The organism is Thermococcus litoralis DSM 5473, assembly GCF_000246985.2.
Taxonomy (GTDB): Archaea; Methanobacteriota_B; Thermococci; order Thermococcales; family Thermococcaceae; genus Thermococcus_A; species Thermococcus_A litoralis.
The window spans coordinates 1,118,114-1,142,981 of the sequence record NC_022084.1 but is presented as its reverse complement, the minus strand read 5'-3'; the positions used below and the strand labels follow the sequence as shown (position 1 = coordinate 1,142,981).

At 44.6% G+C, this 24,868-nt stretch carries 24 protein-coding genes and 3 pseudogenes; 19 read left to right on the top strand and 8 right to left on the bottom strand.

The annotated features are described in order from the left end of the window. The first annotated feature begins 9 nt into the window (after positions 1-9). The 4 genes from OCC_RS06225 to glmM all read left to right on the top strand — a co-directional run bounded on the left by OCC_RS06225 (position 10) and on the right by glmM (position 6,327). Positions 10-3,279, top strand: coding sequence for a glucodextranase DOMON-like domain-containing protein (locus OCC_RS06225; protein WP_004066728.1), 3,270 nt, complete (start codon positions 10-12; stop codon positions 3,277-3,279). Positions 3,280-3,355: 76 nt separating this feature from the next. Continuing rightward, positions 3,356-4,474: an ABC transporter ATP-binding protein gene (locus OCC_RS06220; RefSeq protein WP_020953704.1), complete on the top strand. Its 1,119-nt coding sequence runs from the start codon at positions 3,356-3,358 to the stop codon at positions 4,472-4,474. A 35-nt stretch (positions 4,475-4,509) separates the two neighbouring features. After that, positions 4,510-4,926 carry a UPF0146 family protein gene (locus OCC_RS06215; RefSeq protein ID WP_048874692.1) on the top strand — a complete coding sequence of 139 codons (417 nt, stop codon included), beginning with the start codon at positions 4,510-4,512 and terminating at the stop codon, positions 4,924-4,926. 30 nt (positions 4,927-4,956) lie between these two features. Next, entirely contained in the window at positions 4,957-6,327 is a 1,371-nt protein-coding gene (gene glmM, locus OCC_RS06210) for a phosphoglucosamine mutase (protein WP_004067479.1), read from the top strand. Here glmM and OCC_RS06205 read toward each other — a convergent pair. Next, entirely contained in the window at positions 6,295-7,110 is an 816-nt protein-coding gene (locus tag OCC_RS06205; protein ID WP_004067477.1) for an MBL fold metallo-hydrolase, read from the bottom strand. The genes glmM and OCC_RS06205 overlap by 33 nt on opposite strands. 317 nt (positions 7,111-7,427) lie before the next feature. On the opposite strand from OCC_RS06205, the gene OCC_RS06200 reads away from it, so the two are divergent. From OCC_RS06200 to OCC_RS06180, 5 genes and pseudogenes are all read left to right on the top strand, one after another. Continuing rightward, entirely contained in the window at positions 7,428-9,314 is a 1,887-nt protein-coding gene (locus OCC_RS06200) for an OPT family oligopeptide transporter (protein ID WP_004067474.1), read from the top strand. 79 nt (positions 9,315-9,393) lie between these two features. Further along, a pseudogene (locus tag OCC_RS06195) lies at positions 9,394-10,657 on the top strand (M20 family metallo-hydrolase). An 84-nt stretch (positions 10,658-10,741) separates the two neighbouring features. Continuing rightward, positions 10,742-12,049 (top strand): serpin family protein, encoded by a 1,308-nt coding sequence (locus OCC_RS06190; RefSeq protein WP_004067473.1) that lies wholly within the window; start codon positions 10,742-10,744, stop codon positions 12,047-12,049. Positions 12,050-12,083: 34 nt separating this feature from the next. Next, a complete protein-coding gene (locus OCC_RS06185; protein ID WP_171814837.1) occupies positions 12,084-12,695 on the top strand; it encodes an IS607 family transposase in 612 nt (203 codons plus the stop codon). Then, positions 12,676-13,856: pseudogene (locus OCC_RS06180) on the top strand (RNA-guided endonuclease InsQ/TnpB family protein). The gene OCC_RS06185 and the pseudogene OCC_RS06180 overlap by 20 nt, the downstream one beginning before the upstream one ends. Positions 13,857-13,871: 15 nt before the next feature. On the opposite strand, the gene OCC_RS12990 reads toward OCC_RS06180, so the two are convergent. Together OCC_RS12990 and OCC_RS06175 are read right to left on the bottom strand one after the other, a co-directional pair. Further along, positions 13,872-14,090: an aldehyde dehydrogenase family protein gene (locus OCC_RS12990; protein WP_274517767.1), complete on the bottom strand. Its 219-nt coding sequence runs from the start codon at positions 14,088-14,090 to the stop codon at positions 13,872-13,874. Further along, complete coding sequence (locus OCC_RS06175; protein ID WP_020953703.1) at positions 14,006-15,394, bottom strand: aldehyde dehydrogenase family protein; 1,389 nt, start codon at positions 15,392-15,394, stop codon at positions 14,006-14,008. The genes OCC_RS12990 and OCC_RS06175 overlap by 85 nt, the downstream gene beginning before the upstream one ends. A 153-nt stretch (positions 15,395-15,547) precedes the next feature. Between OCC_RS06175 and OCC_RS06170 the strand changes: the two genes are divergently transcribed. The 3 genes from OCC_RS06170 to OCC_RS06160 all read left to right on the top strand — a co-directional run bounded on the left by OCC_RS06170 (position 15,548) and on the right by OCC_RS06160 (position 17,092). After that, positions 15,548-16,072, top strand: coding sequence for a ferritin-like domain-containing protein (locus tag OCC_RS06170; protein ID WP_004068496.1), 525 nt, complete (start codon positions 15,548-15,550; stop codon positions 16,070-16,072). Positions 16,073-16,100: 28 nt separating this feature from the next. Continuing rightward, positions 16,101-16,733, top strand: coding sequence for a DOMON domain-containing protein (locus OCC_RS06165; protein ID WP_004068494.1), 633 nt, complete (start codon positions 16,101-16,103; stop codon positions 16,731-16,733). A 113-nt stretch (positions 16,734-16,846) separates the two neighbouring features. After that, positions 16,847-17,092: a hypothetical protein gene (locus OCC_RS06160; protein WP_238565043.1), complete on the top strand. Its 246-nt coding sequence runs from the start codon at positions 16,847-16,849 to the stop codon at positions 17,090-17,092. Here the strand turns inward: OCC_RS06160 and OCC_RS06155 are convergent. Further along, complete coding sequence (locus OCC_RS06155) at positions 17,089-17,619, bottom strand: GNAT family N-acetyltransferase (RefSeq protein ID WP_004068489.1); 531 nt, start codon at positions 17,617-17,619, stop codon at positions 17,089-17,091. The genes OCC_RS06160 and OCC_RS06155 overlap by 4 nt on opposite strands. A gap of 91 nt (positions 17,620-17,710) precedes the next feature. Here OCC_RS06155 and OCC_RS06150 point away from each other — a divergent pair, with 91 nt between their 5' ends. Further along, positions 17,711-18,175, top strand: coding sequence for a peroxiredoxin (locus OCC_RS06150; RefSeq protein ID WP_004068487.1), 465 nt, complete (start codon positions 17,711-17,713; stop codon positions 18,173-18,175). 18 nt (positions 18,176-18,193) lie between these two features. Next, a complete protein-coding gene (locus tag OCC_RS06145; protein WP_004068486.1) occupies positions 18,194-18,670 on the top strand; it encodes a ferritin family protein in 477 nt (158 codons plus the stop codon). 12 nt (positions 18,671-18,682) lie between these two features. On the opposite strand, the gene OCC_RS06140 is transcribed toward OCC_RS06145, so the two are convergent. Continuing rightward, entirely contained in the window at positions 18,683-19,066 is a 384-nt protein-coding gene (locus OCC_RS06140; RefSeq protein WP_023843724.1) for a Fur family transcriptional regulator, read from the bottom strand. 103 nt (positions 19,067-19,169) lie between these two features. Here OCC_RS06140 and dps point away from each other — a divergent pair. The 5 genes and pseudogenes from dps to OCC_RS06115 all read left to right on the top strand — a co-directional run bounded on the left by dps (position 19,170) and on the right by OCC_RS06115 (position 22,767). Beyond that, positions 19,170-19,726 (top strand): annotated as a pseudogene (gene dps / locus OCC_RS06135) (DNA protection during starvation protein). Positions 19,727-19,804: 78 nt separating this feature from the next. After that, on the top strand, positions 19,805-20,845 hold the full coding sequence (locus tag OCC_RS06130; RefSeq protein WP_004068481.1) for an encapsulin: 1,041 nt from the start codon (positions 19,805-19,807) through the stop codon (positions 20,843-20,845). Positions 20,846-20,874: 29 nt separating this feature from the next. Further along, positions 20,875-21,384, top strand: a complete 510-nt coding sequence (locus OCC_RS06125; protein WP_004068479.1) for a hypothetical protein — start codon at positions 20,875-20,877, stop codon at positions 21,382-21,384. Positions 21,385-21,442: 58 nt separating this feature from the next. Next, positions 21,443-21,892: a ferritin family protein gene (locus tag OCC_RS06120; protein WP_004068477.1), complete on the top strand. Its 450-nt coding sequence runs from the start codon at positions 21,443-21,445 to the stop codon at positions 21,890-21,892. Positions 21,893-21,954: 62 nt separating this feature from the next. Then, the gene (locus OCC_RS06115) at positions 21,955-22,767 is read left to right on the top strand and encodes a mechanosensitive ion channel family protein (RefSeq protein ID WP_004068475.1); all 813 of its coding nucleotides are present in this window, start codon (positions 21,955-21,957) and stop codon (positions 22,765-22,767) included. Between the two features lie 80 nt (positions 22,768-22,847). Here OCC_RS06115 and OCC_RS06110 read toward each other — a convergent pair whose 3' ends face one another. Genes OCC_RS06110 through OCC_RS06100 form a run of 3 tightly spaced genes read right to left on the bottom strand, consistent with a single transcriptional unit; the run spans position 22,848 to position 24,863 of the window. Further along, on the bottom strand, positions 22,848-23,627 hold the full coding sequence (locus OCC_RS06110) for a glycine betaine ABC transporter substrate-binding protein (RefSeq protein ID WP_004068473.1): 780 nt from the start codon (positions 23,625-23,627) through the stop codon (positions 22,848-22,850). Position 23,628: 1 nt separating this feature from the next. Continuing rightward, positions 23,629-24,246, bottom strand: coding sequence for an ABC transporter permease (locus tag OCC_RS06105; RefSeq protein WP_004068471.1), 618 nt, complete (start codon positions 24,244-24,246; stop codon positions 23,629-23,631). Then, a complete protein-coding gene (locus OCC_RS06100; RefSeq protein ID WP_020953701.1) occupies positions 24,240-24,863 on the bottom strand; it encodes an ABC transporter permease in 624 nt (207 codons plus the stop codon). The genes OCC_RS06105 and OCC_RS06100 overlap by 7 nt, the downstream gene beginning before the upstream one ends. Positions 24,864-24,868 lie beyond the last annotated feature (5 nt).

Here is a 24,868-nt window from a genome sequence, read left to right as displayed (position 1 = left end):
GGTGATAACATGAAGAAAGGCTTGGCAATGTTTCTCATATTTTTAGTTGCCTTGAGCATTGCTGAAGTAGGGGTGAAGGCAGAGGAGCCAAAGCCATTGAACGTTATTATTGTGTGGCATCAGCACCAACCGTACTACTACGACCCAATCCAGGACATCTATACTAGACCTTGGGTTAGGCTGCATGCAGCCAATAATTACTGGAAGATGGCAAACTATCTCAGCAAATACCCAGATGTTCATGTTGCTATAGATTTGTCGGGTTCTTTAATTGCCCAGCTTGCCGATTACATGAACGGCAAAAAAGATACATACCAGATAGTCACGGAGAAAATAGCAAATGGGGAACCACTAACACTTGAAGACAAATGGTTCATGCTCCAAGCTCCGGGGGGCTTTTTTGATCATACTATACCTTGGAATGGAGAGCCTGTTGCAGATGAAAACGGCAACCCTTACAGGGAACAATGGGATAGATATGCAGAACTCAAGGACAAAAGAAATAATGCGTTTAAAAAGTATGCAAACTTACCTTTAAATGAGCAGAAGGTGAAAATAACGGCTGAATTCACGGAGCAGGATTACATTGACTTAGCTGTCTTGTTCAACTTGGCTTGGATTGACTATAACTACATAATCAACACTCCAGAGCTTAAGGCACTTTACGACAAAGTTGATGTAGGTGGGTACACCAAGGAAGATGTGGCAACTGTCCTAAAACACCAGATGTGGCTTCTCAATCACACGTTTGAAGAACATGAGAAGATAAACTACCTCCTTGGAAACGGAAATGTTGAAGTTACTGTAGTGCCATATGCTCATCCAATTGGTCCACTGCTCAACGACTTTGGCTGGTACGAGGATTTTGATGCTCATGTAAAGAAAGCCCACGAGCTCTATAAGAAGTATCTAGGAGATAACAGAGTTGAACCCCAAGGAGGATGGGCTGCAGAAAGCGCATTAAATGACAAGACCCTTGAGATATTAACTAACAATGGATGGAAATGGGTAATGACTGATCAGATGGTTCTTGACATCCTTGGAATTCCCAACACAGTTGAAAATTATTACAAACCTTGGGTAGCTGAATTTAACGGCAAGAAAATCTATCTCTTCCCAAGAAACCATGACTTAAGTGACAGAGTTGGGTTTAGGTATTCAGGCATGAACCAATACCAAGCTGTTGAGGACTTTGTCAATGAGCTTCTCAAGGTACAAAAAGAGAACTACGATGGAAGCCTTGTTTATGTTGTAACCCTAGACGGAGAGAACCCATGGGAACACTACCCGTTTGATGGCAAGATATTCCTTGAGGAGCTGTACAAGAAGCTTACTGAACTTCAAAAGCAGGGCTTAATAAGGACGGTAACCCCGAGTGAATACATCCAGATGTATGGAGACAAGGCAAACAAACTCACTCCAAAGCTCATGAAGAGGCTTGATTTCACAACAGAAGAGAGAGTTAATGCCCTATTAAAAGCTCAAAGCCTCGGCGAGCTTTACGACATGGCTGGTGTTGAAGAGAATATGCAATGGCCAGAATCCAGTTGGGTTGATGGAACACTTTCGACATGGATTGGTGAGCCCCAAGAGAACTTGGGATGGTACTGGCTCTACTTGGGAAGAAAAGCATTATTTGAAAATAAGAACAAGGTTGTAGACTGGAACACCGCATATGAATATCTCTTAAGAGCAGAAGCAAGTGACTGGTTCTGGTGGTATGGAAGCGACCAAGACAGCGGGCAGGACTATACATTTGATCGCTATCTTAAGACGTACCTCTATGAGATGTATAAGTTCGCTGGGCTGGAAATTCCGAGCTATCTCTTCGGAAACTATTTCCCCAACGGAGAGCCATATGCAATAAGAGAGCTCACAGGATTACCAGAAGGAGAGAAAAAGAGCTGGTCAAGCTTATCACCCATTGCTGAGGGAGTAGAGCTCTACTTTGATGAGCAGGGATTACATTTTGTTGTTAAAACTACAAAAGAGTTCGAAATAAGCATCTTTGAGCCCGGAAAGGTCATGGGTAACACATTTACTCTTCTCCAGACCAAACCAAGTGAACTAAGATACGATATCTTCCCATTCAGCAAAGATAGTGTTGGTCTTATGATAACCAAACATATAATTGTGAAAGAAGGCAAAGCAGAGGTTTACAAGGCAACAGACTATGAAAACAGCGAGAAAGTTGGAGAAGTGGATGTAAAAGAAACCGACGGAGGAGTTGAGGTTATCGTCCCGTTTGACTACCTGGACAGCCCCTCTGACTTCTACTTTGCTGTCTCTACGGTCAATGATCAAGGAGAGCTTGAAATAATAACGAACCCGATAGAAGTAAAACTTCCAAAGCAGGTTGAGGGGATTGTAGTTGCAGAGATCAAGGACATTGAATGGGATGATCATGGTCCTGGAACTTATACCTATGCCACCAACAAGGTTTTCGTTCCTGGACACCTAGACTTACTTAAGGTGAGAATACTCGAAAAGCCAAGTTCATACGTCTTTGAGTACTACTTCAAGGATCTTGGGGATAACTCATGGAATGGGCCAAATGGGTTCAGTTTGCAGATAATTGAGGCATACTTTGACTTCAAAGAGGGAGGAAATACATCAGCAATCAAAATGTTCCCTGATGGGCCTGGAAGCAACGTAGACCTTGATCCAGAACATCCATGGGATGTAGCCCTTAGAATAGCAGGTTGGGACTATGGAAACATCATTGTTCTCCCAGATGGAACAAGCTATCAAGGTGAAATGAAAATCTCAGCGGATCCTGTTAAGAATGCAATTGTAGTAGAGGTTCCAAAGAAGTATCTTGAGATTAGCAAAGACTATGGGCTATATGGAGCGATATTAGTGGGCTCCCAAGATGGTTATGAGCCTGATAAGTGGAGACCTGTTGCAGTTGATGCTGAGGAGTGGAAGGGTGGCGGAGCTGACGTTAATGCAGTTATTGCTGGAGTTGCACCAAGGGTCTATGATCTTTTAGTCCCAGAGGACTTTAAGCCAACACAAGAGGAGCAACTAAGCAGTTATGACGCAGAGAACGGAAAGAGAGCAATAGTAAAGATGATACCTCTGTTCGGAGTTGAAGAAAAGCCAAGTGAAACCGAGACCCCCACTGAGACTGAAAGTCCAACACCAAGCGAGACTTCTTCAACTGTATCTCCAAGTTCAACAAGCTCTCCAAGCCCAACAGAAACTGGAGGAATCTGCGGACCAGCAGCACTCGTAGGACTAGCACTAATCCCACTACTCCTAAGAAGGAGGTGGTGAGCTTTCCTTTTTTCTCTTTATAATCTCTTTAATCATTTAAAAGATAATAAAAATTGAAAGCATGGAGGTGATTTTTATGGCTGGTGTTAGGCTTGTNGATGTTTGGAAGGTGTTTGGGGAGGTTACTGCTGTTAGGGAGNTGAGTTTGGAGGTTAAGGATGGGGAGTTTATGATTCTTTTGGGCCCGAGTGGTTGTGGGAAAACAACAACGCTCAGGATGATTGCTGGGCTGGAGGAGCCGAGTAGGGGGCAGATTTATATTGGAGACAAACTCGTCGCAGACCCGGAGAAGGGAATTTTTGTGCCACCGAAGGACAGGGATATTGCGATGGTCTTCCAAAGCTACGCCCTTTACCCGCATATGACTGTTTATGATAATATTGCTTTTCCGTTGAAGCTCAGGAAGGTTCCGAGGCAGGAGATTGACCAGCGTGTTAGGGAGGTTGCTGAGCTCCTCGGTTTGACGGAGCTTTTGAATAGGAAGCCGAGGGAATTAAGCGGTGGGCAGAGGCAGCGTGTTGCGTTGGGTAGGGCGATTGTTAGGAAGCCGCAGGTGTTTTTGATGGATGAGCCTTTGAGTAATTTGGATGCTAAGTTGAGGGTTAGGATGCGTGCTGAACTGAAGAAGTTGCAGAGGCAGCTTGGTGTGACGACGATTTACGTAACCCACGATCAGGTTGAGGCTATGACGATGGGTGATAGGATTGCTGTGATGAATCGGGGTGTTTTGCAACAAGTGGGTTCGCCGGATGAGGTTTATGATAAGCCTGCGAATACTTTTGTGGCTGGTTTTATTGGAAGCCCGCCGATGAATTTTCTTGATGCTATTGTTACTGAGGATGGGTTTGTGGATTTTGGGGAGTTTAGGTTGAAGCTTCTTCCGGATCAGTTTGAGGTTTTGGGGGAGTTGGGTTATGTTGGTAGGGAGGTAATCTTTGGTATTCGTCCGGAGGATTTGTATGATGCGATGTTTGCTCAGGTGAGGGTTCCTGGGGAGAATTTGGTTAGGGCTGTGGTTGAGATTGTGGAGAATTTGGGTAGTGAGAGGATTGTGCATTTGCGTGTTGGTGGTGTGACTTTTGTCGGCTCCTTTAGGTCGGAGTCTAGGGTTAGGGAGGGTGTGGAGGTTGATGTTGTGTTTGATATGAAGAAGATTCACATCTTCGACAAAACCACAGGAAAAGCAATATTTTGAAAAACTTTTTAACTTCTCTTTTTCTTGTATTTTTCATGAGTTTTGAGAAACTTGCCATGTTTCTAGTTGAAAGACACCCAAAGGGAAAATTCGTTGAAATAGGAGTAGGGTTCAATTTTAAAGTAGCTCTAAAGTTAAAAGACCTTGGGAAAGAGGTTTTAGTTGTAGATTGGAATCCAGAGGCAGTTAAAAAGGCTAAAGAACTTGGCTTGGAAGCTTATGTTGATGATGTCTTTTCACCAAATTTGGAAATATACAGAGGTGCTGGTGCTATATATTCCGTTCGTCCAACTCCGGAGATTGTTAAACCAATTCTAAAACTGGCTCAATTACTCAAAATTCCTGTGTATATCTTACCATTTTCTCTAGATTTCATGCCTAGAATTTTGAAGCTTGAGAATTATAAGGGATTGCCCATTTACACTTGGAGACCCTATGAAAAAGATATATAAGCTAACTCCTAAGATTTGTGTGGTGATACAATGAGACTGTTTGGGACTGCGGGAATTAGGGGGCCTATTAATTCAAAAGTTACTCCAGAGCTCGCTTTAAATGTTGGGAAGGCTCTTGGTACTTATATTGATCATGGCACGGTTGTTGTAGGAAGAAATGCAAGAACTTCAAGTGTAATGCTCGAAAGTGCAGTTGTAAGTGGCTTGCTGAGTAGTGGTGTGGATGTTGTTAGGATTGGGCTTGTTCCAACTCCAATGCTTGCATGGGCTACAAATAAGCTCGGAAATGCTGGTGTGATGATAACGGCCTCTCACAATCCACCCAGTGATAATGGCATCAAGGTGTTCAATGAGAGAGGAATAGAATTCTTTTTGGAGCAAGAGGAGGAACTGGAAAAAATAATCTTCTCCAAAAGCTACAAAGTTGCTCCGTGGGATAAAATTGGAAATGTAAAAGACTTAGACCTAAGAGAGCAGTATATTAATGAAATATTGGATTATGTAAATCACGAGACCAAGTTGAAAATTCTCTTGGATATGGGAAATGGTGCGGGTAGTTTAATAACTCCCTATTTATTGAGAGAGATGGGAGCAAAGGTTGTGACGTTAAATTCTCACCCGGACGGATACTTTCCGGGTAGAAAATCTGAGCCTAGGTATGAAAATATAGCATATTTAAGCAACCTTGTAAGGGAACTGGGATTTGATCTTGCGATTGCTCAAGATGGAGATGCTGATAGAATTGCAGTATTTGATGAAAAAGGCAATTATGTGGAGGAAGACACTTTGATAGCGCTTTTTGCGAGGCTTTATGTCAGAGAACATAAAGGAGGAAACGTTGTAGTTTCAATAAATACCTCCTTCAGAATCGATAAGGTTGTCGAAGAAGAAGGTGGAAAAGTATACAGAGTCCCACTGGGGCAGCTTCATGATGGAATAAAGAAATACAATGCGATCTTTGCCTCAGAACCATGGAAGTTCATCCATCCAAAGTTTGGACTGTGGATTGACAGCTTTGTCACAATTGGGCTGTTGGTAAAAATAATAGACCAAGAAGGGAAACCGCTTTCGGAGATAGTTAAGGACATTCCAAAACACTACATGGTTAAAAAGAACGTGAAGTGCCCAGAGGAGATAAAATATCAAGTTGTTGAGAAGGCAAAAGAGCAATTGCAAGAGTACTTGAAAGACCAAATTGAGGAAGTCATAACAATTTCGGGTATAAGGTTAAACCTCAAGGATGGTTCTTGGGTATTGGTAAGACCAAGTGGAACTGAACCAAAAATAAGGGTCGTTGTGGAAGGAATCACAGAAAAAAGAAGAGAAGAGCTGTTCACTTTGGCATACAACTTGGTTACTAGACTAGTCTCAGAGTTCTCTAGCAGGTCTAAGAGTTCTTAATTTTATATCTGTTTTTTCCATTTTGACCTTGAATCCCTCTTTTGCGACCAAAGTCTTTACTCCTGTCACGTTTTCTATGAACTTGGCCTCTTTATATGGGTTTGCAAAATGCATTTTCATACCTATATGACTCATTATGAGCATCTCTGGTTTTTGTTTCATGTCCTTCAGCATGTAGATTACATCTTCAGTGCAGAGATGATAGGGAATTTTCATATTTGTTGGCCTTGTTACTGAGGCTATCAATAGCCTAACACCATCATATATTTTTTTCAGCTCTTCAAAATACTCCGTGTCTGGAATGTACCCTATTTTCCCAAGACGTGTTTTTAATATAAATCCTATTGCAGTGGGGTCTGAATGTACAGTGGGGGTTATTGTCATTTCATCTTCTCCAAGCTGGATTCTCTCCCCTGGATTAGGGATATGAACTTCTTCTAGTGAATCTAGATGATATTTAGATACTGCGGGAGTGTGATTCTCGTCTCCGTAAACTACGCTCTTTGAGGCTATAAGTGTGCCCCGTTTTTTTGTAACCCCTACTGTCATTCCTTCCACCATAATTTCGGCATCGTTACAGTGGTCTGTATGTCGATGAGAAACAAAAAGTACGTCTATCTTTCTTGGATCTACCTTGTACCTCCATGCTCTAACTAAAGCTCCGGGTCCCGGATCTACGTATATCCTTTTACTCGAATTTATAAAGAACCCGCCGGTAGGTCGAAACTGTGTTATTGTGATGAATCTTCCGCCACCACTTCCCAAAAAGACTATCTCTACCAATTTCCCTCCCTCCGCTTTTTGCAGACGTTTATGTATTTTAGCGGGAGACTATATAAGACATTTGGCTGTCCGAATGTAGTTGTAGAACCGACAGTGTTGGTCTTGAAAGTTTATGAGTGGAATTTTATGTATATTTTATTCACATTAATGTATCTTAATGTCATGATTTGTATCGATTAATACATTACTGTTTTATGTAATTACTTAATGAACAACCAAAAGTGTTTTATACCTTATTGTCAAATTGTGGGTGAAAGCTCTCTCAGATGTTCAACCAAATGTCAATGTGTCAAAATGAATAACTGGAGGTGTTGAATTTGGAGTTTAAGCCATATGTCCCATCGGAAAAGTCTTTGCCTGAATATACTGTTAAAGCATTTATTTTGGGTATTGTTCTCTCAATAATAATGGGTGCTGCAAACGCATACCTTGGTATGTATGCCGGTATGACAGTTAGTGCCAGCATTCCGGCTGCGGTCATATCCATGGCTATATTGATGGCATTTAAAGACAAAAACATTCTCGAAAACAATATGGTTCAAACAGCGGCATCTGCAGGTGAGTCATTAGCGGCAGGTGTTATATTCACATTCCCGGCTTTGGTTGTTTTAGGTACTTACACAGAGTTTCCATACTGGCTTGTAACTATCATAGCGGCATTGGGTGGTTCACTGGGTGCCCTTTTCACAATAGTGATAAGAAGGGCTTTCATTGTTGAAGAGAGGCTTCCATACCCAGAGGGTACAGCATGTGCTGAGGTTCTTATTGCTGGTGATAAAGGTGGTTCTCACGCAAAACCTATATTTGTGGGTGGCATCTTTGGTGGTCTCTACAAGCTCTTGGGGAGCTCAGGTCTTTGGGCGGGCACAGTTGAGACAGCCAAGATGGTTGGTTCAAGGGTACTTTACTTAGGGAGTGACCTTTCAGCGGCTCTACTTAGCGTTGGTTACATTGTTGGTCTTAACATAGCCTTTCTCGTGTTCCTCGGTGGTGCAATCGCATGGTTTATAGCAATACCAATCTACGTTGCCAAAACAGGCAATCCAGATGGACTTAGCGCTCTAGACCTTGCGTGGGTTACCTGGAGTACAAAAATAAGGTACATGGGAGTTGGAGCAATGGTTGTCGGTGGTCTCTGGAGCCTTGTAAAGCTTAGAGGCCCAATTTCAAGAGGTATAAAAGCTGGACTTGAGGCTACCAAGAGGAAGCAAAGTGGTGAAATAATCCTAAGAACTGAAGAGGACATGCCAATGACCACAGTATTGATGCTCATTGCAGCCTTTGTTGTTCCATTGTTCCTATTATATGCTCATATAATTAACTCCATTGGTATAGCGGCAGTTATGGCAGTAATAATGCTTATTGTGGGCTTCTTTGGAAGTTCAATTGCTGGTTACTTGGCCGGTGTTGTTGGTTCATCAAACAATCCAGTGTCGGGTATTACAATCATGAGCTTGCTTTTCACAGCATTGGTTCTTAAAGGCCTTGGACTTAGTGGTGTAGATGGTATGACCGCTACAATACTAGTGGCAGCAGTGATCTGTACAGCAGCAGCCATCGCTGGAGACACAATGCAAGATTTGGCAACGGGACACATTGTTGGAGCCACTCCAAAGAGGCAGCAGGTCTTTGAGGTAATAGGAACTTTTGCAGCGGCGTTAGTAATGGCTCCCGTGTTGAACCTACTCATAAAAGCCTACGGTATCGCTGGAACTCCAACGGCTAAGGAGAATGCATTGGCTGCCCCACAGGCATTTCTCATGGCAAAAGTTACAGAGGGCGTATTTACTGGAACACTGGAATGGAACATGGTCTTTATCGGTGCAGGAATTGCCATAGCCCTAATAATCCTTGACGAAATTTTGGCCATGAGGAATTCCAAGTTCAGAACACCGGTAATGCCTGTGGCAGTAGGTATCTACCTCCCGTTGAGCTTGGGCGTTCCTATCTTCATTGGAGGTCTCCTTAGATGGTTTGTAGGAAAGGCAAGAGGGGCAAAGGCTGAGGAGAAGCCAACAGATGCTGGGGTACTCGGAGCGGCTGGACTGATAGCTGGAGAGGCTTTGATGGGCATAGTCTTTGCTGGCCTGATAGTTGCAAACAAAGCACCATCAATAGGCTTCAGCAGTAACTTCCTTGGAGTAGCTTTCCTTGCACTTATAGCAGTATGGCTCTACCTCACAGGAAAGAAAGAAGTTGAATGACTTTCTTTCTTCTTTAACTTATTGTTTTTGAACCAAAATTACTTTAAGGAGAGACTAAAAATCAAAAATGGTGATGCAAATGGATGTGGAGGTTATTCTTAAGGAGATTGAATCTCTAAGAGAAAATATGGTTGATACTTTGGTTGAGCTTATTAGGATTCCGGCGGTTAGTCCTGATAGTGGTGGTGAGGGGGAGTATGATAAGGCTCAAAAACTCTTGGAGATAATCAAGGACTGGCCTTTTGACAAGATTGAACGCTATGATGCCCCCGACCCAAGGGCCAAAAATGGGGTAAGGCCAAACATTCTGGCATACTATTATGGTGAGCAAGGTGAGAAAAGTCCAAGGCTCTGGATTTTGACTCATTTAGACGTTGTTCCCCCAGGGGATTTGAGCAAGTGGACTGTGACGAAGCCTTTCGAGCCAATCGTAAAGGATGGTAAGGTTTACGGCAGGGGTAGTGAGGATAATGGTCAAAGCTTGGTTGCCTCGCTTTATGCTGTTAGAGCCTTGATGAATCTTGGGATAAGGCCTAAGAGGACTGTAATCCTAGCCTTTGTGAGTGACGAGGAAACTGGAAGTAAGTATGGTTTAGGATGGTTAATGAAAGACCACCCAGAACTATTTAGGAAAAACGACCTAGTACTAGTTCCAGATGGTGGGAATGAAGAAGGAACATTTATAGAGATTGCAGAGAAGAGCATTCTTTGGATGAAAATCAAGGTTAAAGGAAAGCAAGTCCACGCGAGCATGCCGGGATTGGGGGTTGAATGCCCACAGAGTTGCTATTGATTATGCAAAAGCCCTTGATGACCTTCTCCATGAGAAGTACAATGCAAGGGATGAACTCTTTGATCCTCCAGAAAGCACTTTCGAACCAACTATGGGAGGAAATCCAAGCGATGCTCCCAACATAGCTCCGGGTGAGCATGAAGTTGTCTTCGATTGCAGAGTGTTGCCACAATATAACTTGGATGACATCCTAAACGATGCCCAAGAGCTTGCTGGGAAAGTTAGAGAGAAATACAAGAAGGAGATTAATGGTGAAGTTCTGCCGAAGATTGAGATAGAAGTGTTGCAGAGGCTAGATGCCCCAGCTCCGACTCCAAAGGATAGCGAGATTGTTAAGCTCTTGCAAAAGGCCATAAAGGAGTTTAGAGGGAAGGAGCCCAAAATTGGAGGCATCGGAGGAGGAACTTTTGCAGCATACTTCAGAAGGCTTGGAATTCCGGCGGTGGTTTGGGCCACGCTGGATGAGATGGCCCACCAGCCAAATGAATATGCAAAAATAGACAACATGGTGGAAGACGCAAAGATCATGGCGACTCTGGCACTTCTCTGATGTTCTTTTCCTTTAACTTTAACCGCGGTTGAAACTATCGAGACGTATTTATACTCCCAACCCCATAGTAATTTTGGTGATTGCATGAGGCGTACAGTCCTGCTTGTTATAGTTCTTCTCGTTTTCATTGGGGGATGTCTAGGTGATGTTAGAAGTCCCCAGCCCACGAACACTCCAGCGGTATCACATTCAACGGAGCCACACTTCACCCCACCGATGACGAAATACGACGTTCTGAAGGAAGGGCAGGAAGACCCGATAGTGGAGGCGGTCAACTCCTTCGCCTTCGACCTCTATAAAGACCTGGCAAAAGACGAAGGCAACCTTTTTTTCTCGCCCTTCAGCATCGAGACGGCATTGGCAATAGCCTATGAAGGAGCGAGCGGCAAGACTGCAGAGGAGATGGAGAGAGTCCTCTATCTTCCGGAGAATAACGATACAAGGTGGGTTGGCTTCAGGTATCTCATACTTTCCCTGAAAAGTCCCGAAGGCTCATCCTTCATCCTCAGGAGCGCCAACACCCTCTGGGTTCAGAGGGACTACCCAATAAGTGAAAAGTACTTATGGGTTGTAAGGGAGTTCTACCTTGGGGAGGCTAGAGAGATCGACTTCCAGAGCGACCCGCAGGGAGCTGCAAAGGAGATAAACGCATGGGTGAAGAACCAGACGAGCGGCAGGATTAGGGACATCGTATCAGGTTTAAGCCCCATGACGAGGCTCGTGATAACGAACGCGATTTACTTCAAGGCAAACTGGTCGAGTAGGTTCGAGGCGAGCGACACGAGAAACGAAACCTTCCACGCGCCCAACGCGACCGTTATCATTCCAATGATGCACCAGACTGGAAGATTTCCCTACTTCGAAAACGACGACCTTCAGGCCCTCGAACTTCCCTACGAGGGCGAAAGACTGAGCATGTTGATAATTCTGCCTAGGAAGGGGAAGTTTGAAAAGGTGGAAGGCAACCTGAGCGTTCAATTCATAGAGAACATACTGGAAAACATGCATGAGGAAAAGGTGAAAGTTGCACTGCCGAAGTTCAGGTTCGAGGCTTCGTATAAGCTCAGGGACGTTCTCATGGACATGGGAATGAAGAGCGCCTTTACCAGAGCGGACTTTGAGGGAATCTCCAATGATGGAAACCTAGCGATAAGCGAAGTCATCCACAAGAGCTTCATAAGCGTCGCTGAGAACGGAACGGAGGCGGCCGCGGCAACCGCCGTTACACTAACGTTGGCGGCTCCACCGGGGGTTGAGAAACCCAAAGTCTTCAAGGCTGATCACCCGTTTATCTTCCTTATTTACGACAGGGAAAGTGATACAATACTCTTTATGGGGCGCTTGATGAACCCAAAGGGCTGTTCTGCAAATAGCAACAAACGAAACATTTAGATACTTTCCACACAAAATCATAATTAGGGTAGTGATGATGAGGCTTTACAGAACTGGTGAAGTTACTAAAAAGCTTGGTGTTTCAACGATGACAGTACGGCGTTGGATTAAAGCAGGGAAAATAAAAGCCTATCAAGTTGGAAAAGAATTCAGAATACCAGAAAATGAAGTTCTGAGACTCCTCGAAGGCAAAGTCCCCGACAAGGTCGCTATCTACGCCAGAGTCTCCAGCAGAGATCAAAAAGAAGACCTTGAGAGACAGGTTGAATACCTCAAAAACTACTGCTCCTCAAAAGGATACCAAGTGGCCAAAATCCTCACCGACATCTCATCAGGCCTAAACGAAAACAGAAAAGGACTAAAACAGCTCTTCAAACTCGTCGAGAGTGGAGAAGTAACCAAAGTTGTGATAACCTACAAGGACAGGCTCACCCGCTTTGGCTTCAAATACCTCGAACAATACTTCAACTCTCACGGCGTTGAAATTGAAGTAATCTTTGACGATGAGGAAAAAACGCCGGAGAAAGAGCTTGTAGAGGATTTATTAGATATTGTTACTTCCTTTGCTGGAAAGCTTTATGGGGCTCGTTCTCACAAGAAAAAACGCCTCTTCGAGGCGGTAAAGAATGCCCTCAGAGACGATTAAGCTCACGGCAAAATTCAAGCTCAAAACCCCTCCAGAGGAGTTAAACGACCTCTTCTCCGCTTATCGGGAGATTGTGAACTACCTCATCGGTTATGCTTTTGAGAATAACGTTACTAGCTTTTACAGGCTTAAAAAGGAAACGTACAAAAGCCTGCGCAAGGAGTATCCAGAGTTACAAGCCACTACCACTACACGGCCACCCAAATGGCTACTGCAATTTACAAGAGTTATCGGAAGAGGAAAAAGAAGGGTAAAACTAAGGGGAAGCCCGTTTTTAAGAAGGACGCCATAATGCTCGACGACCATCTCTTTAAACTCAACCTTGAAAAAAGAATAGTAAAACTCTCCACTCCAAAAGGAAGGATTGAGCTGGAGTTTTATCCTGCAAAGTATCACGAGAAGTTTAAGGACTGGAAAGTTGGGCAAGCGTGGTTGGTGAGGACGCCAAAAGGAGTTTTCATCAACGTAGTCTTTTCCAGAGAGGTTGAAGTGAGAGAGCCTGAGGCCTTCATCGGCGTGGACTTGAACGAGAACAACGTTACGCTGAGCCTTCCAAATGGAGAATTCGTCCAGATAATCACCCACGAGAGGGAGATAAGGACGAGTTATTTTGTAAAGCGGAGAAAAATCCAGAAAAAGCTTAGGACTGGAAAGAGGAGAAAAGAGCTTCTCGAAAAGTATGGGAGAAGGGAGAGGAACAGGTTGAACGATTTGTATCACAAATTGGCTAACAAAATTGTTGAATTAGCTGAAAAATACGGTGGTGTTGCCTTGGAGGACTTAACTGAAATCAGGTATTCGATTAGGTATTCGGCTGAGATGAATGGTTGTCTTCACCGCTGGAGCTTCAGAAAGCTCCAGTCAATCATCGAATACAAGGCTAAGCTAAAAGGGATAAAAGTTGTTTTCGTTAATCCCGCTTTCACTTCTTCCCTGTGCCCGGTATGTGGGGGGAAACTAAACCTGAATGGGCGCAGGGTTTTGAAGTGTTCGAATTGTGGTTTTGAGGCCGATAGGGATGTTATTGGGAGTTGGAATATTTCACTTAGAGCCTTGAAGATGTGGGGAGTTTCCGTTCCCCCCGAAAGCCCCACGATGAAGGTGAGAGTGGGGAAGGTCAGCCGTGCTGATGTTTACGAACTTTACACAAATCACGGCTGACCAGAACGGAGAAAATCAAAGGTACTCCCAGACACCGTAGCCTTTGAAGTTGTGCACTATCGTTTTTGTCGTCGTAAGCTGCTCGACAGAGTAGCCTATGCCTTCTCTTCCCACGCCGCTGTCTTTCATGCCGCCAAATGGGTAGTAGCCTATGCCGTGCCTCGGGTACTCGTTGATGAAGACGCTCCCGACTTCAAGCTTCCTCGCGACCTTCCTTGCCCTCCTCTCACACACTCACTGAAAACAGAGGCATCCAGTCCAAAGCGGGAGGAATTCGCTATATCAACTGCTTCGTCTTCATCCTTGACTTTGATAACCAGAGTTAGCGGACCAAAAACATCCTCTTGAAAAGCTCTAAGCTCTTTAACCTTTTCCTTGTCCACTTCAAGGAGTATTGGCCATACATAGTTGCCCTCTCTTTTGAATTCGGTCAAAGGCTTCGCTCCCTTCTCTATGGCATCTTTGTAGACCTCCTCAATATAATCCGCAGAATGTTTGTCAATAAGAGGTCCCATCACAGCGTTTTCATCCTCCAGCGGGTTTTTGGGTTCTATCTCTTTCAGCTTTTCAAGAATCTTCGTCTTCAGCTCCTCATAGATTTCCTCCTGTGCTAGTATGAGCCTTATTGCATCGCACCTCTGGCCAGAATAGCTCACCATACCCTTAATGATTTTTTCACTCGCAAGCTCAAGGTCTGCATCATCCAAAACTATGGCAGGATCCTTGCCCCCAAGCTCAAGATGGTAAGCTTTTATTCCACCGGTTCTTATTATGTGCTCCCCAACCTCTGTACTGCCAGTGAAGGTTATAGCCCTTATACGCTTGTCCTTTACCACATCATCCATAAATCTTCCGGGTATTGTTAAGAGGGCAAAGCTCTCCTTAGGAAAGCCCGCAAGTTCTAAGACCCTAATAAATAGAAGTGCCGCGAGAGGATCTGCAGATGCAGGTTTTAACAGCACTGCATTTCCACTGAAAAGGGCAGGTATTACTTTTGTTGCGGAAATAAACAGCGGATAATTGAAGGGGCTTATTGCCAAGATAACTCCATATGGTTCTCTCTTTACTATTCCCTCACTTTCGAGGGTCTCTTCACTCCAGTCTCCGGGGATGTAATCACCAAGCATTCTCCTTGACTCAAAAGTAGTTTTTTCGAGCCTTTCAATGGTGGCTTTTGTTTCCCCAGTTGCATTGCTTTTCGGCTTGCCAGCATCAAGAATCAAAACTCTCACAAAGTCTTCAAATGCTTCCCTCATCAACTGTGCCGCCTTCAAAAAGCTTTCTATTCTCTTTTCCCCAGGATAATTTCTTATTTCCTCCCTTCCTTTTTCATAAACTGTGGAAAGAATTTCCTCGGTTTGTTCTTTGCTAAGTCTTGAAACCCTTGCTATAGTTCTGCCATCTATGGGGCTTTTAACCTCAGAAAAACTTTCTCCAAAAACCCACTCTCCAGCGACGTAGGTTTTAAATTCAGGGACACCATCTTCGCCAATCCTGTATATCTCATCAAAAATTTTGTTACGGACAAGTTTGTCCATTTGTAATCACCAATATATACTATTGCACACACCTATAAAAGGTTTTATCTAACCAAACTGAAATTTTATCTCCCAAAAACTTTCCAAGGGACGAATCACCAAAGTTCCGAAAACGTTAATAACTTTAACGAGAATATATAACCGGTGGTTTCTATGAAGATAACGGATAAGGAAGTTTTTGAAATTGCCGTAAATGCCGAAATAAAAGCAAAAGAGGCATACGAAAAGATGGCTTCGCTTGTAAAGAGCGATATTATTAGAGATGAACTCCTGTTTCTGGCTAAGGAGGAAGACAAGCACAGACAGATAGTAGAGAAAATGGCCGAGAAGTTTAAGGAGAGCGAAGAAGAACCAAAACAGATCGAAATTGAAATAATGGGAGAGTTCAAAGTTATTGCAGAAAAAATGAGTGAAGCCATTAAAAAACCAGATATCAACCTTGACGAAGTTTACGAGATAGCCATGGAAGCTGAGCTTGTGAGTGAAAAGCTTTACAACGAACTTGCAAAGTATGCAGCAAATGAAAAAACCAAAGTTCTGCTCAACATGCTTGCCGATATGGAGAGACAACACTTTAACATCCTTAAGAAGCACTATGACTACATGATGCAGTACCCCGATGTTTATAAAGAGGAGCTCTACGACCAGCTCATGAAGGACATAAACTTCAACTTCTGACTCTTTTTAATTTATTAGGTGACACTGCATGAAGGATTTGAAAAAACTTGGTTTTTTTGTTTTGTTCCTTGTTGGAGTAGTGTTTCTAAGCGGTTGCACCGGGGGCGGGGGCTATGGGACTCCTTCCACAACCCAAACGACTCAAAGTGAAACCCTCACCCAGCTCGGAGAATGGAAGGCCGACGGAGTAATAGGGGAGAACGAGTACGCCCATGAGCTCTCACTCGTCGGAGGAAAACTCACCGTTTACTGGAGAAACGACGACACTTACCTTTACATGGCCCTTAAGGGGCAGACTAGTGGTTGGGTGTCAATAGGATTTGAACCCACTGACAAGATGAAGGATGCAGACATGGTTTTTGGATGGGTTCAAGACGGCAACACCGTTGTGATCGATGCTTATTCCACCGGAACCTACGGCCCACATCCACCCGATGAGAAGCTTGGCGGAAGTAGTGATATCCTTGAGTATGCCGGAAAAGAGGAGAACGGGGTTACGATAATAGAATTCAAAAGGAAGCTCAATACCGGAGATCAGTACGATAAAGCCTTTACTCCCGGACAGAAAATAAGCTTCATCTTTGCTCTAGCCGATGCGGATGACTTCACGACCAAGCACAACATAGCGAGGGGTTATGGGGAGCTACAGCTCGACGGGTGATTAAGATGGAGCCGTTCCAGATACACGCAGTGGTGCAGACTACTGCACTCCTTTTCTTTCTCTTGGGAATTTACTACGCCAGGAGGCACAAACGAAGGTGGCATCATTTCTTTGTGTACTCTGCTGTGGGATTGCTGACAATTGGCGTCGCCTACATGCTCTACACCATCGGCGGCGTGCCCTCAATCCATGGAAAATTTGGGCTTTTTGTATACTTATACGTCCTCTTTGCGGCAACGAGCGGGAGGCTGTTCTGGGGGAGGAAGATAAAGAGAAATACACACAAGCTAATAGCGCTCTCTGCAGTTTTGCTCTTGGCCATCCAGATAATGCTCGCGCTTTATCTCTACGTCCTCTAACCCTCTTTTTTTAGCACAACGAACTCTTTGTAATCCATGAGCTTTTTGAAGCCCTTTTTAAGGTAGTATGAGTAAGCCTCAAGATGCGGAAAGGTTATCACATATGCTTCTTTTCCGAGCTCCCTAAGCCTTTCAACTGCAAATTGCAAAAGCTTTGAGCCATAGCCTTTTCCTTTGTAGGCTGGGTCAACCATAAAGAACTCTATGAGACCTGTTTTTTCGTTTTTAATCTCCTCCGGCACCCACCATGCTTCTTTGCCCTCAAGATTGTACACTAGAGCAACGGTACCTATTAGTCTCCCATCCTCGTTGCGAAGAACATAGAGCTCATCAAACTCATCCCTAAGCCTGAACTCAAGAAAAGGTTCATAGACTCTTTTAAATCCTTCAAAATCATCAGGAGATGGTTTATTTTCTACCCACTCCAATGCAGGGTAAGCTCCATTTGTTCCTTGGTAGACTCTGAAGACAAATCTTAGGAGTTCATCCTTGAGGAAGAGCGGATTTTCAATTTTTACAATCTTCATGGCATATCCCGGAAATTTTACTCTGCCCTCCTTAAAAAGCCTTGCGAGAAAAGTTTATGAATTAGGGTGTCCTAATAATTTTGGTGATCGCATGAGCTACCTTGATATTAAAGTTAGGGATGAAGAAGGGAAAGAAGCTCCCTTGAGGGAGTTTGTGAAAGGAAAGTGGACCGTGCTGTATTTTTATCCCAAGGACAACACTCCTGGCTGTACAACGGAGGCAAAAGAGTTCACCGAGCTTATTGAAGAATTCGAAAGGCTTGGAGTTCAAGTTATAGGCGTTTCCAGGGATTCCCCAGAGAGTCACAGGAAATTCAAAGAGAAGCATGGATTAAAGGTAAAGCTTCTCAGTGACCCAAGTGGCGAGCTCCACAAAGCTCTTGGAGCCTGGGGAAAGAAGAAACTTTACGGTAAGGAATACGAAGGGGTAATAAGGAGCACCTTCATCCTTAGCCCAGAGGGAGAAATAGCCTGGAAGAAGATAAAAGTTAGAGCCAAAGGACACGCAAAAGAAGTGCTTGAAGAGATCAAAAAGTTAATATCTCCAGAAAACTAAATTTAAATCGGTGATAGGATGAAGGAAATCAACGCACTTGCACTCGCTTTGGAAGTTGAAAAGGCAGAGCTCAGGTTTTACATTGAGATGGCCAAGAGAGCAAAGGATGAAAGGGCAAAAAAGATGTTCCTCTTTTTGGCTGGGGAGGAGGCTGAACACTGGGATGTTTTTGAGAAGAAGTTTGTAGAAAAGCTCCTTCAAAAACCAGAAATGCCCCAGGTTGACGAGGAACTTTTGGAAAAGCTTACACCGAAGTATGAGGGAGAGCTTAGCGAGGTTAAAGCCGTAGAGTTGGGGATGGAGCAGGAAAAGCTTACGTGGGAGTTTTATGAAAAAGCGGCGGAAGAAGCCGAGGATGAAAACGTTAAGAAAATCTTTAACGAATTGGCAAAAGTTGAGAAGGCACACTATGAGCTTTTGAAGGCACAATACGACTCGGTCATGAAGACGGGCATATGGATGGATTATCAGGACTTTAGCCTTGAGGTTGATTGAAGAGGAAGAGATTCATCTGCCCTTAATTAGAACGTTAACAAGCTTTACTTCTTTTCTTAGCTTTTCCTTAATCAGTTCGATAATCTCCGGATCGGTAAGATCAACTATTTCACCATTTTCAATCAAATTCACATGAGGTTCCGTGTTGATCTCAATCCTAGTCTCCCCTTCAACAGAAAAAACCTCTATGAGGCCAAGTTCTTTTAAAGCCATGACATTAGAGTACAAGGTAGAGAAGCTCATTGTGGGGAACTCTTCTTTGATCTTCTTGAAAACTTCGCTGAGGGAAGGGTGAGAAGGGCCTAGTTCATGTATTACCTCAAGTAACTTAAGTCTCTGGGGGGTAAGCTTGTATCTCTTTTCCCTTAGCACTCCAACCGCTTTTTCTTTCCACATGTTTTTGAGTATGCACTGCACTTTATAAGCTTTCCTAATTAGAAATTATTTCTAAATAGAAAAGCTTATTAAGAAAAAATACATACTAAAATTGGTGAAACCCATGTCGGAACACAATAGGAGATTAATTGAAAGGGCAGGAATAGATGTAGAGAAATTGCTAGAACTTCTCGTTAAAGCGGCTGCAGCAGAGTTCACAACATATTACTACTACACCATACTTAGAAACCATGCAACAGGTCTAGAAGAGAAGCCATTAAGGAGATAATTGAAGATGCAAGGCTTGAAGATAGAAACCATTTTGAAGCCCTTGTACCGAGAATTTATGAACTTGGAGGAGATCTGCCAAGAGACATTAGAGAATTTGCCGATCTAGCCTCTTGTAGAGATGCCTATCTGCCAGAAGAGCCTACCATCGAAAACCTTCTAAAGGTTCTTCTTGAAGCTGAAAGGTGTGCCGTTGGGGTTTATACGGAGATATGCAACTACACACTCGGAAAGGATCCAAGAACCTATGACCTCGCACTTGCTATTCTGCATGAGGAAATAGAACATGAAGCATGGTTTGAAGAGCTCTTAACTGGAAAGCCGAGCGGCCACTTCAGAAGAGGAAAACCCGGGGAAAGCCCCTACGTCTCAAAGTTTTTGAGAACGAAGTGAGTTTTGAATTAACATCCTTTTTATTTTCTTTGGAAAACCTTATTAACGTGAAAGTCGAACATTAAAATGGTGATTTGAGTGCTGGCAATAAACCCAACTCTGATAAATAGGGATAAGCCCTATTCTAAGGAAGAGCTTATGGAAGCCCTAAGGCTGGCAACCATAGCCGAGCTCGATGCCGTAAACTTGTATGAACAGATGGCAAGATTTACGGAGGATGAAAGGTTCAAAAAGGTATTCTTGGACGTTGCAAGGGAGGAAAAGGCACACGTGGGAGAGTTCATGGCTCTTCTGCTGAGCTTAGACCCAGAGCAGAGCAGTGAACTTAAGGATGGATTTGAGGAGGTTGAGGAATTAACAGGTATTAAAACCGAACTCAACTCTCCGGAGGAGAATAAAATGGAAGAAAGTGGATATCTCAAGGTTTTAAGGGAAGCCCTTCTAGATGCAATTGAAAAGGGAAGAACGTTAACTAATTCACTTCCAAAAACAAAAATAACTGGCCAATCATTTAGAGTGGATATCATAAGCTTCGAGGATGGCGTGAAAGTAGTTAAACAGGAGTACAGGCCAATCCCAATGCTCACAAAGAAGTTCTACGTTGGACTGAGAGAGCTTAACGATGGAACTTACGATCCAGCTATAGCGGTGAAAGCTGGAGAACTGCTTGTCAAAGACGAGGAAAGCCTGATAATAAATGAGATACTTTCAACTGAAGGGATAAAAAGATTAAAGCTCGGCCCATGGGAAAACACAGAAGAGGCATTAGATGAACTCATGAATGCTCTCCAAGAAGCATCAAAAGCCTCTGCAGGGCCTTTCGGGGTAATAATCCATCCAAAGAGATATGCCAAGCTCTTGAGAGTTCACGAGAAGGGTGGAAGAATGCTCATAGAGGTTTTGAAAGGGGTATTCAAAGGTGGTATCCTAGTTACCCCAAGCATTGACGAAAACAAAGTAATCGTGTTCGCAAACACCCCTGCAGTTCTTGACATTATCATCGGACAGGATGCAGATCTAAAAGAGCTCGGACCGGAAGGGGAAGAAGTAGCGTTTTTAGCAAGTGAAGCCCTAGCAGTAAGGATAAAGAGCCCAGAGGCAATTGTAGTCCTCGAATGACCCCCTTCTTATTTTTTGGAGGAAACTTAATGGAAAAGAACGCCCAAAAAGGTATTAAAGAGCTAAAGAACAACTTTAAGAGACTCCTAGAAGAATTACCAACAGAGGAACTTTTATCACTCTATTCTGATTTTATTCTTCAAGAAAAATTGTTAAAAGAGCTCCCTAAAGCAGAAATGGAAATAGAGAGAGTTTTGGGAAAGTTTTGGAGCGACAGTGTTGTGGAGAACGTTGAGGTGTACAATCTCGGCGGAATGTGTTATAAAGAAAAGGTTCCAGCAGTCAGAATGGGAAGAGAGGAGCTTGCAGAGAGGAAAGCCCTTTTTTATGCGGAACCCTTTCCAGAGAACCTTCCCAAAGAAAAGAAAGCTACCGTTAAAGAGATAGTGTTCAGATTGATTGAGGTCAACAACGCGGAACTTGAAGTTTTTGAAAAATTAAAACCAAAATCTCCCTTAGAGGACGTGGTTTTCAAACTAATTAGGGAAAGTTTACTTCAGCATTCAAGACTTTTAAAGGAGTTACTGGCTCTTCTCTGACGCTATAATGGGAAAGGTATATAACTTTCAAATACCATGTTATGAACTGGTGATTCCTATGGTCGAACCTCTTGTTAAAAAGGCTGCCGAAGTTGAGGATAAGGCGGCCAAGAGTTATACCGAAGGACTGGCAAAGATTAGGGGACAGGGGTTGAAGTACACCGATACAGAGGCGGTTGTGACAAGAATAGCCGTCGATACAATTATACACAAACACTTAATGAAAGCAATCCTTGAGGCTCAGAAGGAGCTTGAAAAAGTTGGAAAGGGATATGAACACGTGAAAGAACCAGAGGAGATAGAGCTCTCCGGAGAACAGGCTCTTCTTGTGAAAAGGTTTGCCGAGATGCACCTTGAGATAGAGAAAGACATGATAGAAACATACAAAAAGATGGCAGAAAAGATGACCCATCCGCTCTTCAAAGGGCTCGCTGAGGCCCTTGTTAAAAATGAAGAAGACCACCACAGACTTTTGAAGAAGCTCATTGAAAAATATGGGGAAGTTTGATTTTCTCTTTTCTTTATCCTATTAATAAAAACTCCTTTAAGAATTTTTGGAGATGAAACAAAGTGGTAGCACTTGAAAAACAGCTTCCGTACCTTGGCGTAACATCAATTCAGATTCTAACCGCGATTTTGGTTTTAGTTGTAGGATGGATTGTCACAAAGGTTACTGTAAAGAGTTTCAAAATGGCACTTAAGAAGACGAAGCTCCCGGAGCTAATCATTGAATTCCTTGCAAAATTTCTAAGTGCTCTTTTGTATGTTGCGGTAATCCTCCTAGCAGTAAGAGCTCTAGGAATAGAAACGGGATCCATTGTGTTAGGATTATCGGCTGTGATAGGCCTCATTTTGGGCTTCGGCATGCAGGACACGCTAACAAACCTGGCAGCTGGAGTCTGGATTGCAGCCCTCAGGCCGATTGACATGGGTGAGGTCGTTGAGGTAGCTGGGAAGACCGGCAAAGTCAACGCCGTCGGCATAATGAGCACCGAGCTCTTAACTCCCGACAACGTGCTCATAACGATCCCCAACAAGCTCGTCTGGGGCAACGTGATAACCAACTACACCAGGATGCCCACGAGGAGAGTCGACGTCAACGTCGGCGTCGCCTACGGAACGGACCTCGACAAGGCCATTAAGATCGCCATGAACCTCATGCAGAACCACCCGAAGGTTCTCAAGGATCCGGCTCCGACGGTGGTTATAACGGAGCTCGCAGACTCGTCGATAAACCTCCAGCTCAGGGCGTGGGCTAAGACCGAGGACTACTGGGCGGTCAAGGGAGACCTCACCAAGGACATCTACAAGGCCTACATGAAAGAAGGAATAGAGATACCGTTCCCGCAGATGGATGTGCATATCAAGGAGATGCCAAAGTGAGGTCTGTTTTTCTTCTTTTGTTTTCTGGCTGAGAATTATGGAAGTATCTATTACCAAATAATGAAAAATTTTTAACGGGGTTAAATACCCAGACTGGCCAGAAATTCCTCCGCTATCTCTTCCTCCCTCTTCCCCTCGAAGTCGAGCATGTGGTTGAGCCTCCTCATCGTTTCGGTGCTTATCTTCCCTTCCAGCGCCTTCAACACCTTAGCTGCTCCCTCGGGAAGCTCTCCGGCTATCACTATCGCCTCGTAGGGAGGGAGGGCCTTTTTATCGTCCTCAAGGAGGGCAAGCTTAAAGGCGTCAACCCTCGCATCTGTTGTGAAGGCAGTTATAACGTCCACCTCGCCCTTCGATATGGCCTCGTACATCTCCGGCGGCATGAGGGGCTTTATCTCTCTGAACTCAAGGCCGTAAACTTCTCTAAGCCTCGGCAGGCCGTCGGGCCTCTCGATGTAGGGAGCGGGGCAGGCGAAGGTGAGGCTTTTCGATATCCCCGCGAGGTCGCTTATCGTTCTCAGCCCTTCCCTCTTCACCGCGAGAGCAAAGTCGTTCCTGAAGCCGAGCCTCGCGACAACCTCTATGCCCTTCCCTTTGAACCCCTCCCTGACGGCCTCGAAGACCCTCTCCTCGTCCCACGTCTCCATGGGCGGGAGCTTGAGAAGGGCGTTGTAGGCGGTTCCCGTGTACTCGACGTAAAGGTTTATCTCTCCCCTTTCAAGCGCCTCAAGGTTTGCCTCCAGCCTCGGCTCGCTCACCCTCACCTCGTACTCAAACCCTTCCCTTTCCAGGAGCTTTCCGATTATATGGGCGAGGATTCTCTGCTCGTTAAAGGGCTTTGCACCAACAACAACCTTCACATCAAACACCTCCTATACCCTCTGGAGTAACCCTCTTTTCGAGGTAGGAAAAGCTAACGTCAATAAACACCGCCATCAGTATGGCTGGAATGGAACCGGCAAGGATTTTGTCCGTGTTAAAGCTTGCTAAGCCTTCAAAGACCAGACTTCCCAGCCCCCCGGAGCCGATTATGGCGGTGAGTATGGCTATGGAGTTTGCTAAAACAGCGGCGAACTTTATGCCCGCGAACATTGCAGGATAGGCGTGCGGAAGGCGGACGTGCCTTATAATCTCCCACTCCGTGAGCCCTATCCCCCGGGCCGCCTCAACCATAGCTTCATCCACTTCACTAAGCCCCACGTAGGTGTTCTTGACTATCGGGAGAAGCGCCCGGAGGAATATCGCAAAGACCGCCGGGGTGAAGCCTATCCCAAGGAGGGGAACCACTATGGCAACAACGGCAAAGCTCGGTATTGCCTGAACGAGATTGGCGAAGCCCATTATAAATGAAGCTAACCTCCTGCTCTTGAGCGATAATATTGCCAGGGGTATTCCAATGGCTATGCTGAGGAACAGGGATGCGTAAGTCAAAACGAGGTGCTCCCCAAAGGCCCCAAGAACTCTCTCAACGCCTACCATAGCGACCCCTCAGATAGCGTTCTATTAATGCAGCAACTCCATCGAGTATTAATGCCAGAAGCCCAACCCACAGACCGGTGACGACGATTATGTCCCTGTCGTAGAGGTGTATGCCCGTCTGTATCGGCGCCCCAAGGCCGCCGGCCGCTATAAGGCCGCCGAGTGTAACGACGCCCATGGTAAAAAACAACCGCTATCCTTATTCCCGCGGCTATTAGGGGTAAGGCCAGGGGGAAGCGCACCTTCAGGAGTACCTCCCGCTCGCTGAGGCCTATCGCTTCGGCCACCTCGATGTAGCTCCTCTCAACGCTCGTCAGCCCGGTGTAGGTGTTCCTCGCTATGGGAAGGATGGAGTAGATGACCGAAGCCGCTATCGTTGGCTTCTCCCCGAGGCCGAGGACGGGAAGGAGGAGAACGAGGAGTGCGAGCGTTGGCACAGTCTCTAGGATGTTTAAGACGTTGAACGCTATTGGAGCCAACTTTGGCCGCCTGTAGAAGTAAAGGCCGAGGAGAACACCGATAACGATCGATAAGGCCAGGGCTATCCCGAACATGCGGAGGTGCTCAAGCGTCCTTTGGGTGAGGTTCTGGCTCTCCCATACCCATCTAATGTCCATTAAAG

What these genes read in the sequence shown, in the direction of transcription:
- OCC_RS06225 (WP_004066728.1), top strand. Translation starts at nt 10, where the DNA reads ATGAAGAAAGGCTTGGCAATGTTTCTCATATTTTTAGTTGCCTTGAGC.
- OCC_RS06215 (WP_048874692.1), top strand. Translation starts at nt 4,510, where the DNA reads ATGAGTTTTGAGAAACTTGCCATGTTTCTAGTTGAAAGACACCCAAAG.
- glmM (WP_004067479.1), top strand. Translation starts at nt 4,957, where the DNA reads ATGAGACTGTTTGGGACTGCGGGAATTAGGGGGCCTATTAATTCAAAA.
- OCC_RS06190 (WP_004067473.1), top strand. Translation starts at nt 10,742, where the DNA reads ATGAGGCGTACAGTCCTGCTTGTTATAGTTCTTCTCGTTTTCATTGGG.
- OCC_RS06185 (WP_171814837.1), top strand. Translation starts at nt 12,084, where the DNA reads ATGATGAGGCTTTACAGAACTGGTGAAGTTACTAAAAAGCTTGGTGTT.
- OCC_RS06175 (WP_020953703.1), bottom strand. Translation starts at nt 15,394, where the DNA reads ATGGACAAACTTGTCCGTAACAAAATTTTTGATGAGATATACAGGATT.
- OCC_RS06170 (WP_004068496.1), top strand. Translation starts at nt 15,548, where the DNA reads ATGAAGATAACGGATAAGGAAGTTTTTGAAATTGCCGTAAATGCCGAA.
- OCC_RS06165 (WP_004068494.1), top strand. Translation starts at nt 16,101, where the DNA reads ATGAAGGATTTGAAAAAACTTGGTTTTTTTGTTTTGTTCCTTGTTGGA.
- OCC_RS06155 (WP_004068489.1), bottom strand. Translation starts at nt 17,619, where the DNA reads ATGAAGATTGTAAAAATTGAAAATCCGCTCTTCCTCAAGGATGAACTC.
- OCC_RS06150 (WP_004068487.1), top strand. Translation starts at nt 17,711, where the DNA reads ATGAGCTACCTTGATATTAAAGTTAGGGATGAAGAAGGGAAAGAAGCT.
- OCC_RS06145 (WP_004068486.1), top strand. Translation starts at nt 18,194, where the DNA reads ATGAAGGAAATCAACGCACTTGCACTCGCTTTGGAAGTTGAAAAGGCA.
- OCC_RS06140 (WP_023843724.1), bottom strand. Translation starts at nt 19,066, where the DNA reads ATGTGGAAAGAAAAAGCGGTTGGAGTGCTAAGGGAAAAGAGATACAAG.
- OCC_RS06125 (WP_004068479.1), top strand. Translation starts at nt 20,875, where the DNA reads ATGGAAAAGAACGCCCAAAAAGGTATTAAAGAGCTAAAGAACAACTTT.
- OCC_RS06120 (WP_004068477.1), top strand. Translation starts at nt 21,443, where the DNA reads ATGGTCGAACCTCTTGTTAAAAAGGCTGCCGAAGTTGAGGATAAGGCG.
- OCC_RS06105 (WP_004068471.1), bottom strand. Translation starts at nt 24,246, where the DNA reads ATGGTAGGCGTTGAGAGAGTTCTTGGGGCCTTTGGGGAGCACCTCGTT.
- OCC_RS06100 (WP_020953701.1), bottom strand. Translation starts at nt 24,863, where the DNA reads ATGGACATTAGATGGGTATGGGAGAGCCAGAACCTCACCCAAAGGACG.